The organism is Streptomyces sp. ISL-98, from assembly GCF_018614055.1.
Lineage (GTDB): Bacteria > Actinomycetota > Actinomycetes > Streptomycetales > Streptomycetaceae > Streptomyces > Streptomyces spiramyceticus.
In genome coordinates this window covers 1-14,762 of sequence record NZ_JAGGPB010000030.1, presented here as the reverse complement: position 1 = coordinate 14,762, position 14,762 = coordinate 1, and the positions used below count along the sequence as shown (strand labels likewise).

The 14,762-nt window shown below is 70.6% G+C and carries 1 protein-coding gene; it reads left to right on the top strand.

Going from position 1 to position 14,762, the window contains the following annotated elements; genetic code table 11:
* The coding region (locus J7I98_RS21080; protein WP_214922564.1) for a non-ribosomal peptide synthetase at window positions 1-14,762 on the top strand (14,762 nt) is incomplete at both ends.

Genomic DNA, 14,762 nt, shown 5'->3' with positions numbered 1-14,762 from the left:
ACGCCCGGACGTACGTACTGGACGAATTCCTGCGTCCGGTAGCACCGGGCGTGACGGGGGAGTTGTATGTCGCGGGTTCCGGTCTGGCCCGTGGTTATGACGGCCGGGCCGGTCTGACGGCGGAGCGGTTTGTCGCCTGCCCGTACGGCGGCCGCATGTACCGCACCGGTGACTTGGCGCGCTGGACGTCCGAGGGCCAGCTGCTCTTCGCGGGCCGTGCCGATGACCAGGTGAAGATCCGTGGTTTCCGGATCGAGTTGGGCGAGGTCGAAGCCGTGCTGGCCGCGCACGAAAGTGTCGGCCAGGTAGCGGTGATCGCGCGTGAGGACCAGCCCGGGACCAAGCGGCTGGTTGCCTACGTCGTCCCCGCCGATGGCGACGTGGACGCCGAGCTGCTCCGCGAGTACGTCGCGGGCAAGCTGCCGGACTACATGGTCCCCACCGCGATCACGCAACTGGAGACCCTGCCCCTCACGGCGAACGGCAAGCTGGACCGGGCCGCGGCGCCCGCCCCCGAGTTCGTCGGCTCGGCGGGCCGTGGCCCCGAGACCCCGGTCGAGGAGGTGTTGTGCGGGCTCTTCGCCGAGGTGCTGGGCCTGGAGTGGGTCGGCGCCGAGGACTCGTTCTTCGAGCTCGGCGGTGACTCGATCACGTCGATGCTGGTCGTTTCCCGGGCCCGTCGAGCCGGGGTCGTGATCACGGCTCGACAGGTGTTCGAGCGCAAGTCCCCGGCCGGACTCGCCCGGGTCGCCGGGACGCCTGCAACGGACCCCGCACAGGCACAGACGGCGGCGAGCGTGGGACGAGTGCCTTTGACGCCCGTTATGCGTGAGCTGGCCGCGCGGGCGGGTTCGGGTGCGCTGACCGGGGCGTTCTCCCAGTCGATGCTGCTTGAGGTTCCGGCCGGGCTGGAGCTGCCGCATCTGGAAGCGGCGGTTCGCGTGCTCATGGATCACCACGATGTCCTGCGTGCACGTCTGGAGCTCGTCGACGGTGAGCCAGGCTCGCTGGTCGTACCCGAGAAGGGCTCCGGGAAGCCGGACGTGCGGCGGGTGGACGCGGCGGAGTTCGGCACGGGGCAGTGGGCCGACGCGGTACGGGCGTGTGCGGAGGAAGAGGCGAAGCGCCTCGATCCGGTGGCCGGTCGGACGGTGCGGGTCGTGTGGTTCGACGCCGGACCCGACGTGCCTGGACGCCTGCTGGTGATGGTGCATCACCTGGCGGTCGACGGTGTCTCGTGGCGGGTGCTCGCTCCGGATCTCGCGGCGGCGTACGCCTCCGGCCAGGACGTGGAACTGGACGCGGTGGGCACGTCGTTCCGGGGATGGGCGCAGGCCCTGGCCGAGCAGGCGGTGAGTGGCGAGCGGGTGGCCGAACTGCCGCTCTGGACAAGGATGTTGGAGGGCTCGGATTCCCGGCTGGGTGAGCGGGCTCTGGACACGGCTGTGGACACGGTCGCCGGTGGGACGCGGCGGGTCGAGTTCCAGCTGCCGGCGTCGGTGACGTCCGACCTGTTGACGCGGGTACCGGCCGCGTTCCATGCGGGCATCGACGATGTGCTGCTGGCCGGTCTGGTCGCGGCCGTGGACGAGTGGCGTGAGGTCCCGGGCGGCCTGCTGGTGGATGTGGAGGGCCATGGACGCGTGCCGCTCTCCGACGACATGGATCTGACGCGTACGGTCGGCTGGTTCACGAGCTCGTATCCGATGCGGTTGGACGTGGCCGGCGCTGATCATGCCCAGGTTCGGGCAGGTGGTCCGGAGGCCGGGCGTCTGCTCAAGCGGGTCAAGGAGCAGGTGCGTGCTGTACCGGGTGACGGGCTCGGCTACGGGGTGTTGCGTTACCTGAACCCGGAGACCGCTTCCGCGTTCGAGGGGCTGCCCTCGGCGCAGATCGGCTTCAACTACCTCGGCCGCTTCACCGCAGCAACAGCAACAGCAACAGCAGCGGGAAGCTGGCAGCCCGACAGCGACTTGGGTCTCGGTGGGACCGCCGACGAACGGACGGTCCTGACGCATGCGCTGGAAGCCGGTGGACTTGTACGAGACCTCCCTGACGGGCCTGAGCTGACGATCTCGCTGGCGTGCCCGGCTGGGTTGCTGGACGACGCGGCACTGGACGAGCTCGTCGCAGGATGGACCGAGATGCTCACCGGTCTGGCCGCCCACGCCGCCGAATCCGGCAGTGGCGGACACACCCCTTCCGACTTTCCGCTGGTCGCTCTCAGCCAGGACGAGGTCGAGGAGCTGGAGGCGGCAGTCCCCGGCCTGGCCGATGTGTGGCCGTTGTCGCCCTTGCAGGAAGGGCTGTTGTTCCACGCCCGGTACGACGAGAACGCCCACGACGCGTACGTGGGTCAGCGGTTCCTGGACCTCGAAGGAGCCGTGGACCCCGAGCTGCTCCGTGGTTCCTGGCAGGCGCTGATCGACCGGCATGCGAGCCTGCGCGCCGGTTTCCACCGCCTCGTCCAGGTGATCGCGCAGGATGTGGAGCTGCCGTGGCGTGAGGTGGACCTGTCCGGACTCTCCGACGCTGATGCCGAGGCCGAAGCGCTTCGGCTCGCGGCGGAGGAGCACGGACGGTTCGACCTGGCGGTTCCGCCGCTGCTGCGGTTCTTGCTGCTCAAGCTGGGCGAACGGCGCTACCGCCTGGTCATGACGATGCACCACATCGTCATGGACGGCTGGTCGCTGCCCATCCTGTTCGGTGAGCTGTCGCAGATCTACGCGGTCGGCGGCGACGCGAACGCTCTGCCGCCGGTGACGCCGTACCGGGAGTACCTCGCCTGGCTCGACCGTCAGGACAAGGAAGCCGCCCGGTCCGCCTGGCAGGAGATGCTGGCGGACGTCACCGAGCCGACCGTAGTCGCCCCGATCGAACCGGGCACCGAGTCGGTCCAGCCCCGTCACGTCATCGTCAGGCTCGACCAGCCGTTCAGCCAGGCGCTACGTGACATGGCGCGCGAGCACGGGCTGACGCTGAACACCGTGGTCCAGGGTGTGTGGGGTGTGCTGGTCGGCACGCTCGCGGGCCGGAGCGACGTGATGTTCGGCGCTACGGTCGCCGGCCGTCCGGCCGAGCTGCCGGGCGTGGAGCAGATGCTGGGGCTGCTCATGAACACCGTCCCGGTCAGAGTCCGCCTCGATCCGTACGGGACGGCCGCGGACCTGCTGACCGGTCTCCAGGCCCAGCAGGCAGAACTGATCGCCCATCAGCACCTGGGACTCACCGAGATCCAGCGCATCGCCGGTGCCGGCGCGACCTTCGACACCCTCGTCGTCTACGAGAACTACCCGCACGACCCCGATTCCGCCCCGGACATGGGTGGTATGCGGATCGTCGGAGGCGGCGGCGAGGAAGCGGCCCACTACCCGCTCACGCTGGTCGTCTCTCCGTCCGATGAGCTTGAGCTGCAGTTCGACTACCGGCCCGACGTATTCGACGAAGCCGCCGTCCAGACGCTTGCGGAACGCGTACGACGGGTCCTTGAGCAGATTGTCGCCGATCCGCGCTTGCCGGTCGGCCAGCTCGATGTGCTCGACGAGGCCGAGCGGCGCCTGGTGGTGGACGGCTGGAACGACACTGCTCAGCCGGTTCCCGCCCTGACGTTGCCGGAGTTGTTCGGGGCGCAGGTGGCGCGGACTCCGGGTGTGGTTGCGGTTGTTGGTGGCGGTGTGTCGCTGACGTATGCGGAGTTGGACGAGCGGGCGAACCGGGTGGCGCATGCCCTGGTCGGCCGGGGTGTGGTTCCGGAGAGCCGGGTCGGCGTGGTGATGGACCGGTCGGCTGACCTGGTCCCGGTGCTGCTGGGCGTGGTGAAGGCCGGTGCGGCGTATGTGCCGCTGGATGGCGATCATCCGGTGGAGCGGTTGCGTGTGGTGGTGGCGGAGGCCGGGGTCTCCTTGGTGCTCGCCGACCGTGAGTTGGACGGTCTTGCGACGACTGCTGTGGCGGGGCTGTTTGAGGCTGAGCCGGTGGATCCGGGGCTGGTTCTGTCGCCGGACAGCCTGGCGTATGTGATGTACACGTCGGGTTCCACTGGCACGCCCAAGGGTGTGGCGGTGACACACGGGAATGTGGCGAGCTTTGTCGCTGACCGCAGCTGGCGTGATGACGTCGTCGAGCGGGTGTTGGTGCAGGCCAACCACGCCTTTGATGCGTCGACTTATGAGTTGTGGGTGCCGCTGACACGCGGTGGCCAGTTGATCGTCATGCGGTCCGGTGATGTCGACGCGGCCGAGCGCGGGCGGTTGATCGCCGAGCACGGGATTACCAACGTGCATGCTACGGCTGGTCTGTTCCGGGTGCTGGCGGAGGAGTCCCCGCAGATTTTCGATGGCGTACGTGAGGTGTCGACCGGTGGTGACGTGGTCTCTGCCTCGGCGATACGGGCGCTGCTGGACGCCCATCCGGATCTGACCGTCCGGTCGACGTACGGGCCCACAGAGACGACCGCGTTCACGACCCAGATCCCGTACCGCGCCGGTGATGTAGTTCCGTCAAGCGTGCCCATTGGCCAACCGATGGACAACGCCCGGACGTACGTACTGGATGAATTCCTGCGTCCCGTCGCACCGGGCGTGACAGGGGAGCTCTACGTCGCGGGTTCCGGTCTGGCCCGAGGCTACGACGGCCGCGCCGCCCTGACGGCGGAACGCTTCGTCGCCTGCCCCTACGGCGGCCGCATGTACCGCACCGGCGACCTGGCGCGCTGGACGCCGGACGGGCAACTCCTTTTCGCGGGCCGGACCGACGACCAGGTGAAGATCCGCGGATTCCGGATCGAACTCGGCGAGGTCGAAGCCGTGCTGGCCGCGCACGAGAGCGTAGGCCAGGTAGCGGTGATCGTCCGTGAAGACCAGCCGGGCGTGAAGCGGCTGGTCGCCTATGTGGTCCCGGCAGGGGAGACCGTGGACGACGTCGTCCTGCGGGAGCACGTGGCGCACAAGCTGCCGGACTACATGGTCCCCGCCGCGATCGTGCAGCTCGAAGCCCTGCCCGTCACGGTGAATGGCAAGCTCGACCGCGCCGCCCTTCCCGCCCCCGAGTTCGGCGGCAGCGAAGGCCGTGGTCCCGAGACCCCGCTGGAAGAGGTCCTGTGCGGGCTCTTTGCCGAGGTGCTGGGACTGGAGCAGGTCGGCGCCGAGGACTCGTTCTTCGATCTCGGCGGCGATTCCCTGCTGGCGATGCGGCTGATCGCATCCGTCCGCTCGGCGCTGGAGGCCGAGGTCAGCATTCGTCAGCTGTTCGGGACGCCGACCGTCGCGGGCCTGGCCCGGCTCGTCGAAGGCGAACAGGCCGACGTCAGGGCCGGGATCGCGGTGCGGGAGCGGCCGGAAGCGGTGCCGCTGTCGTTCGGGCAGCAGCGGATGTGGTTCCTCAACCGGCTCGAAGAAGCGGGAGTGGGCGCGGCGTACAACATGTCGCTGGCGCTCCGGCTCTCCGGCGACCTCGACGTGGCAGCGCTGGAAGGCGCGCTCGGTGACCTTGCCGACCGGCACGAGACCCTCCGCACGGTCTTCCCGGACACGGAGGGGACGCCCCGCCAGCACATCCTGGAGGGCGCGGCCGGCCGTCCGGTACTGCGCACCCGCCCGATCGACGAGGCCGACCTGCCCGCGGTCCTGGTCGCCGAGGCAGGACGGGGTTTCGACCTGGGCCGCGATCTGCCGTGGCGGGTCGAGCTGCTGACCCTGTCCGGGTCCGAGTTCGTACTGCTGGTGGTGGCTCATCACATCGCCGTCGACGGCTGGTCGATGGGGATCGTGGCGCGCGACCTGCGGACGGCCTACGCAGCCCGATGCGAGGGCGCAGCGGTCGGCTGGTCGCCGCTTCCCGTCCAGTACGCCGACTACGCGCTCTGGCAGCGCGAGGTCCTCGGCGAACTCGACGACCCCGACAGCCTGATCACCGCCCAGCTGGACTACTGGCGGGACGCCCTCGCGGGCCTCCCGGAGGAGGCTCCGCTTCCGGCGGACCGGGCGCGGCCCGCGGTTGCGTCGTTCCAGGGCGGCTCGGTCGCGGTCGAGGTGGACGGGGCGACCCACGCCGGTCTCACGGGCGTTGCCCGGCAGGGCTCGGCGACGATGTTCATGGTGGTCCAGGCGGCGCTGGCGATGTTGCTGGCCCGGCTCGGCGCCGGTACCGACATACCGATCGGCACCGCCGTCGCGGGCCGCGGCGACAGCGCGCTGGAGGACCTCGCGGGGTTCTTCGTGAACACGCTGGTGCTGCGCACCGACACCGCCGGCGACCCGACGTTCGCCGAGCTCCTGGGCCGGGTCCGGGAGACCGACCTGGGCGCCTACGCCCACCAGGACGTCCCGTTCGAGCGGCTCGTGGACGAGCTCAACCCGGTACGGTCGCTCACCCGGCACCCGCTGTTCCAGATCATGCTGGTGCTGCAGAACGTACCGGTCGAGGACTGGGAATTCCCCGGCCTGACCGTGCACCCGATGAACGCCCAGGCGCTGCCCGACGAGGCGCTCCCCGCCCGGTTCGACCTGTCGATCAGCCTCGCCGAGCACCGTGACGAGCACGGAGCCCCGGCCGGGATCATCGGCGACCTCCAGTACGCGAAGGACCTGTTCGACCACGGGACGGCCCGCACCCTCGTCCACCGGCTGCAACGCGTCCTGGCACAGGTGGCCGCCGACCCCGAGACCCGGATCAGCCGCCTAGACGTACTCGACGCCGCCGAGCAGCGCACGGTGCTTGAGGAGTGGAACGACTCCGCCCGGCCGCTTCCCGCCGCCACACTGCCGGAGGCCTTCGAGGCCCAGGCCGTCCGCACCCCCGACGCCGTCGCTTTGATCGGCGACGGCACCACCCTGACGTACGCCGAACTGGCCGAGCAAGCCAACCGGGTGGCGCATGTCCTGATCGGCCGGGGCGTCGGGCCCGAGAGCCGGGTCGGCGTCCTGATGGAGCGATCGGCCGACCAGATCGTCGCCCTGCTCGGTGTGACGAAAGCGGGCGCGGCCTACGTACCGGTCGACCCGGACTACCCTGCCGAGCGCATCGCCTTCATGCTGGCCGACGCCGCCCCGGCGTTGGTCGTGTGCACCGAGTCGACCGCCGGCATACTCCCGGCCGGGATCGAGCGGATGCAGTGGGACGACCCGGCGACCGTGGCGGAGATCGCGGCCGCTCGTACGACCGCGCCGGTGGACGCCGACCGGACGACGCCTCTGCGTCCGGCGCATCCCGCGTACGTGATCTACACCTCGGGTTCGACGGGGACGCCGAAGGGCGTGGTGGTGTCGCACGCGGGCCTGGGCAGCCTGTCCGGCTCGCAGATCGACCGGTTCGGGGTCGGGCCTCAGTCGTGCGTGCTGCAGTTCGCCGCGCTGGGCTTCGACGCGGCGGTGTCCGAGGTGTGCATGGCATTGCTGGCCGGGGCCGCCCTGGTGGTGGCGCCCGCCGACCGGATGCCGCCGTTCGGGCGGCTGGAGGATCTGCTCGACGAATTCGCGGTGACCCATGTGACGTTGCCGCCGTCGGTGCTGGCGAGCGTCGACGGGCTGCCGGACGCGCTGGGGACCGTGGTGGTGGCGGGCGAGGCCTGCCCGCCGGGGCTGGTGGCGCAGTGGGCGTCGTCCCGGCGGCTGTTCAACGCCTATGGGCCGACCGAGACGACGGTGTGCGCGACGATGACCGACGCGCTGCCGTCCGGTTCGGGCGTCGTACCGATCGGCGGCCCGGTGTGGAACACCCGGGTCTTCGTCCTGGACGAGTTCCTGCGTCCGGCGGCACCCGGCGTGACCGGCGACCTGTATGTCGCGGGTTCCGGGCTCGCGCGCGGCTACAACGCCCGCGCCGGGCTGACGGCGGAACGATTCGTCGCCTGCCCGTTCCCCGGCTCGGGGGAGCGGATGTACCGGACCGGTGACCTGGCGCGCTGGTCGTCCGACGGGCAACTGGTGTTCGCGGGACGGGCCGACGACCAGGTGAAGATCCGTGGTTTCCGGATCGAGCCGGGCGAGATCGAGTCGGTCCTGGCCGGGCACGAGAGCGTAGGCCAGGTCGCGGTGATCGTCCGCGAGGACCAGCCGGGGGTCAAGCGCCTGATCGCGTACGTCGTCCCGGCCGCAGAGAGCGCCGACGGCGCCGTACTGCGGGAGTTCGCCGCGCTGACCCTGCCGGACTACATGGTGCCCGCGGCTGTCGTGACACTGGCGTCCCTGCCGATGACCGTGAACGGCAAACTGGACCGGGCCGCGCTGCCCGCGCCGGACCTGGGCGACGGGGCCGGCCGCGGGCCCGCGTCCCCGACGGAGGAGATCCTCTGCGGGCTGTTCGCCGAGGTGCTCGGCCTGGAACGGGCCGGCGCCGAGGACTCGTTCTTCGATCTCGGCGGCGATTCCCTGCTGGCGATGCGGCTGATCGCGTCCGTCCGCTCGGTTCTGGACACCGAGGTCGGCATCCGCGAGCTGTTCGCCGAGCCGACCGTCGCGGGGCTGGCCCGGCTCGTGGAGGACACCTCGGGCCGTGCGGTACGGGCGGGAATCGTCGTCCGGCAGCGGCCCGACGTACTGCCGCTGTCGTTCGGCCAGCAGCGGATGTGGTTCCTCAACCGGCTGGAGGAGTCGGGAGCGGCCGCGGCCTACAACATGCCGTTGGCGCTGCGGCTCTCCGGCGAGCTGGACGTGGCCGCGCTGGAGGCGGCCCTGGGCGATGTCGCCGACCGGCACGAGACGCTCCGGACGGTGTTCCCGGAGACGGGCGGCGTTCCCAGGCAGCAGATCCTCGACGGTCCGGCGGGCCGTCCTGCCCTGCGAGTACGGGACGTAGCACGGGCCGAACTGCCGGATGTCATGGCCGAGTTGGCGAACCATCCCTTCGACCTGACCTGCGACAGCCCGTGGCGCACCGAGCTGTTGACCCTGCCCTCCGAGGCGGGCGCGGAGTTCGTGCTGCTGCTGGTGTCGCATCACATCGCCGTGGACGGCTGGTCGATGGGCGTCCTGGCCCGGGATCTCCAGGCGGCGTACGAGGCGCGTCGTGCCGGTTCGGTGGTGGACTGGGCGCCGCTGCCCGTGCAGTACGCCGACTACGCGCTCTGGCAGCGTGAGGTTCTCGGCGAGCTCGACGACCCGGACAGCCTGCTGAGCGCCCAGCTCGGCTACTGGCGGGAGGCGCTGGCGGATCTGCCCGAGGAACTGTCGCTCCCGGCGGACCGGACCCGGCCCGCGGTCGGCTCGTTCCAGGGCGGTTGGGTCCCGATGGCGATCGGACCCGACACCCACGCCGGCCTCACGGCCGCCGCCCAGCAGGGCTCGGCGACGATGTTCATGGTCGTACAGGCCGCGCTGGCGATGCTCCTGAGCCGCCTCGGCGCGGGCACCGACATTCCGATCGGCACGGCCGTCGCGGGTCGCGCCGACTCGGCCCTGGAGGATCTCGCGGGGTTCTTCGTGAACACGCTGGTGCTGCGCACCGACACCGCCGGCGACCCGACGTTCGCGGAGCTGCTGGGCCGGGTCCGGGAGACCGACCTGGCCGCGTTCGCCCACCAGGACATGCCCTTCGAGCGGCTGGTGGACGACCTCAGCCCGACGCGCTCACTCTCCCGGCACCCGCTGTTCCAGATCATGCTGACGATCGACAACACCCCCGGCGCGGACGCCCCGTGGGAACTGCAGGGGCTGGACGTCCGGCCGATCCTGGCCGACGAGGCGTTCTCGGCCCGCTTCGACCTGTCGGTCGGACTCGCGGAACTCCGCGACGAGCACGGCACGCCCGCCGGAATCGAAGGCGGTTTCCAGTACGCCGCCGACCTCTTCGACGAAGCCACAGCCCAGTCGCTGGCCCGGCGGCTCGTACGCGTACTGGAACAGGTCGCCCGCGACCCGCACGTGAAGGCAGGTGAACTCGAAGTCCTGGACGCCGCCGAGCGGCGGCTGGTCGTGGAGGAGTGGAACGACACCGGCCACGTGGTCCAGGACACCATCCTGCCGGAGCTGTTCCGGTCCCAGGCCGGGCGCGTCCCGGATGCGCTCGCGGTCATCGACGAAGAGTCCTCGGTGACGTACGCGGAGCTGGACGAGCGGTCCAATCGCGTGGCGCGTTGGCTCAGGGCCCGAGGCGTGGGGCCGGAGAGCCGCGTGGCCGTGCTGATGGAGCGGTCGGTCGACCTGATGGCCGTGCTGTGGGGCGTGCTGAAGGCCGGTGCAGCGTACGTACCGGTGGATCCGGACTACCCGGCCGACCGTATCGGGTACGTGCTGGCCGACGCCGCGCCCGCGGTGGTGGTGTGCACCGGCTCGACGGCCGGTGACCAGGCAGAACCCTCCGGCTGGGCGGTGTGGGACGCGGCGGAGACGGTCGCGGAGGTCGCGTCGTGTTCCGGCGCCCCGCTGGAACTGACCGTCACGCCGGGTTCCGCGGCGTACATGATCTACACCTCGGGATCGACGGGCCGCCCCAAGGGCGTCGTCGTGAGCCACCGGTCGATCGCGAACAAGCTGCTGTGGATGCAGGACACCTACCGGCTGACGAGCGACGACCGGGTGCTGCAGAAGACGCCGACCGGCTTCGACGTGTCGGTGTGGGAGCTGTTCTGGCCGCTCGTCGTGGGCGCCGGTCTGGTGATGGCCAAGCCCGGCGGGCATCGCGACCCCGCGTATCTGGTGGAGGTCCTGGCCCGGCGTGCGGTGACGGTGATGCACTTCGTGCCGTCCATGCTGGGCGTCTTTCTCCAGGAGGTCCGCCCGGGTGACTGCGCCGGTCTGCGGCGGGTCTTCTGCAGTGGCGAGGCGCTGACGACCGACCTGGTGGAGGAGTTCCGCGAACGGATCGGTGTGCGGCTCCACAATCTCTACGGGCCGACCGAAGCCGCGGTCGAGGTCACGTCCTGGGACGGTACGGACGGCACGCCGTACGGGTCGGTGCCGATCGGCCGTCCCGTCTGGAACACCCAGACCTACGTGCTGGACGAGTTCCTGCGCCCGGTTCCTCCGGGTGTGACAGGAGAGCTCTACCTGGCGGGTGTTCAGCTGGCCAGGGGCTACGCGGGCCGGCCCGGCCTGACGTCTGAGCGCTTCGTCGCCTGCCCGTTCCCCGGGTCCGACCGGATGTACCGGACAGGTGACCTGTCGCGGTGGACCCTGGACGGCGAGCTGCTGTACTCGGGCCGCGTGGACGACCAGGTGAAGGTCCGCGGGTTCCGCATCGAGCTGGGCGAGATCGAGACCGTACTGGCCGAGCACGAGAGCGTCGGCCAGATCGCGGTGGTGGTCCGCGAGGACCAGCCGGGAGTCAAGCGCCTGGTGGCGTACGTCGTTCCGGCCGACGCGGACGTGGAAGTGGACGCGGAGTCGTTGCGGGAGTTCTCGGCGCAGATCCTCCCCGAGTACATGGTCCCCACGGCGATCATGCAGTTGGAGAGCCTGCCCGTCACGGTCAACGGGAAGCTGGACCGTGCCGCGCTGCCCGCCCCGGAGTTCGCCGGGTCGGAGAGCCGGGGCCCCGCGACTCCGGTGGAAGAGGTGCTGTGCGGGCTGTTCGGTGAGCTCCTGGGCCTGGAACGGGTCGGTGCGGAGGACTCGTTCTTCGAGCTCGGCGGCGACTCCATCATGTCGATGCTGGTCGTCTCCCGGGCTCGTGCCGCTGGCGTGCTGATCACCGCCCGGCAGGTGTTCGAGCACAAGTCCCCGGCCGGGCTGGCACGGGTCGCCGGGGTGCAGACGACCACGGCGGGCGGCCCGGCGGAGGCGCAGACGGTCGGCGTGGGACCGGTCCCGCTGACCCCGGTGATGCGTGAACTGGTCGAGCGGGCGGGCCCGACGGTCCTGACCGGGGTGTTCTCCCAGTCAATGCTGATCGAGGTCCCGGCCGGGCTGGAGCTGCCGCGTCTGGAGGCGGCGGTTCGGAAGGTCCTGGACCACCATGACGTACTACGTGCGCGCCTGGAGCTGGCCGACGGTGAGCCGAGCATGCTGGTGGTGCCGGACAAGAGCTCCGCGCCGGTGGCCGTGCGGCGCGTGGACGCCGCCGTCGGGAACATGGCCGAGCTCGTCCGCGACGCGGAGCAGAGCGCGGTGGGGCGGCTCGATCCGGTGGCCGGCCGGATGGTGCAGGCGGTGTGGTTCGACGCCGGGACCGATGCGCCCGGACGGCTGCTGGTCGTCGTTCATCACCTGGCGATCGACGGTGTGTCGTGGCGGGTACTGGTCCCGGACCTGGCGGCGGCGTACGACTCCGGTCCGGACCCGGTCCTCGCCCCCGTCGGTACGTCGTTCCGGGGATGGGCGCAGGATCTGGCCGAGCAGGCGACGGGCGCCGAACGGGTAGCCGAACTACCGGTCTGGACAAGGATGTTGGAGAGTTCGGACTCCCGGCTGGGTGGGCGGGCTCTGGACCCGGCTGTGGACACGGTCGCGGGCGGGACGCGGCGGGTGGAATTCCAGCTGCCGGTGTCGGTGACGTCGGAGCTGTTGACGCGGGTACCGGCCGCGTTCCATGCGGGTATTGACGATGTGCTGCTGGCCGGTCTGGCGGCTGCCGTGGAGGACTGGCGGCGGGGCCGGGGCCGTGCGGTCTCGGGCGGCCTGTTGGTGGATGTCGAGGGCCATGGCCGTGTGCCGCTCTCGGAGGACATGGATCTGACGCGTACGGTCGGCTGGTTCACGAGCTCGTATCCGATGCGGTTGGACGTGGCGGGTGCTGATCACGCCCAGGTTCGGGCCGGTGGTCCGGAGGCCGGACGTCTGTTGAAGCTGGTGAAGGAGCAGGTGCGGGGGGTTCCCGGTGACGGTCTTGGCTACGGGATGCTGCGCTACCTGAACCCTGAGACCGCTTCCGCGTTCGAGGGCTTGCCGTCGGCGCAGATCGGCTTCAACTACCTCGGCCGCTTCACGCCCGCAGACGAGACGGCGGGAGGAAGCTGGCGGCCCGACGCCGACACGGTCCTCGGCGGGGCGGCCGACGACCGGATGGTGCTGATGCATGCGCTGGAGGCCGGTGGGCTCGTACGCGACCTTCCCGAGGGACCTGAACTGACGGTCACCCTGGGATGCCCGGCCGGTCTTTTCGAGGAGGAGGCGCTGCGTGAACTGACGTCCGGCTGGGTGGCGATGCTGACCGGCCTGGCGGCCCACGCCGCCGAGTCCGGCAGTGGTGGGCACACTCCGTCCGACTTCCCGTTGGTTGCTCTCGGTCAGGACGAGGTGGAGGAGCTGGAGGCGGCTGTTCCGGGTCTGGTCGATGTGTGGCCGTTGTCGCCGTTGCAGGAAGGGCTGTTGTTCCATGCCCGGTACGACGAGGGCGCCCGCGATGTTTATGTGGGTCAGCGCTTCCTGGATCTTGAGGGGCCTGTCGACACCGGCGTCCTCCGGGCGTCGTGGCGGGCGTTGCTGGACCGGCATGCGAGTCTGCGGACCGGGTTCCGGCAGTCGGCCGGGATGGAGAGCCCGGTCCAGGTGGTCGTACGGGATGTGGTCCTGCCGTGGCGCGAGGCGGACCTCTCGGGCCTGTCCGAGGCGGACGCGGAGGCCGAGGCGCTGCGCCTCGCGGAGGAGGATCTGGAACGGTTCGATCTCGCGGCTCCGCCGCTGTTGCGGTTGTTGCTCCTGAAGCAGGGTGATGAGCGGTACCGCCTGATGATCACGATGCATCACATCGTGATGGACGGCTGGTCGCTGCCCATCCTGCTCGGTGAGCTCTCGCAGATTTACGCGGCGGGCGGCGACGCCGGCGGGCTCGCGCCGGTGACGCCGTACCGGAACTACCTTGCCTGGCTGGACGGCCAGGACGTGGAGATTGCGTCGGAGGCATGGCGATCGGCGCTGGTGGGCGCCTCCGAGCCGACCCTCGTCGCACCGATCGAACGGGGCGCCGAGTCGATCCAGTCCCGCCACGTGATCGTGCGCCTCGACGAACCGCTCACCGCCACACTGCGGGAGATGGCGCGGGCGAACGGACTGACGCTGAACACACTGGTCCAGGGTGCGTGGGCCGTCCTGGTCGGGATGCTGTCGGGCCGCACCGATGTGGTGTTCGGTGCGACGGTCGCCGGTCGCCCGGCCGATCTTCCTGGCGTGGAGCAGATGCTGGGGCTGTTCATCAACACCGTCCCGGTCAGGGTGCGTCTCGACCCCCGGCGGACGGTGCTGGAGCTGCTGGCACAGCTCCAGGCCGAGCAGGCCGAGCTCATCGCGCACCAGCACGTGGGGCTGACGGAGATCCAGCGGATCGCCGGTGCGGGCGCGACCTTCGACACCCTCGTGGTCTACGAGAACTATCCGCACGACCCGGACGCCGGCCGGCAGCTGGGCGGTCTGCCCATCGTCGGAGGCGGCGGCGAGGAGGCGACCCACTACCCGCTCACACTGCTCGCCTCTCCGGCCGACGAGCTCGAACTGCGGCTCGACTACCGGCCCGACCTGTTCGACGAAGCCGCCGTCCAGACCCTGGTGGGACGGGTTCAGCGCGTACTGGCACAGATGGCCGCCGATCCGCGGGTGCGGGTCGCCGGGCTCGGGGTGCTCGACGAGGCCGAGCGGCGGGTCGTGGTGGAGGAGTGGAACGACACGGCCCGACCGGTGCCCGCGGTGACGCTGCCCGAGCTGTTCGAGACTCAGGCGGCCCTCACCCCGGAAGCGGTGGCCGTGCTCGATGACGAGGGAGCGTCGGTCTCGTATGCGGAGTTGGAGGAACGGGCGAACCGGGTGGCGCGCTGGCTGATCGCCCGGGGCGTGGAGCCGGAGAGCCGGGTGGCCGTGCTGATGGAGCGGTCGGCCGACCTGATGGCCGTGCTGTGG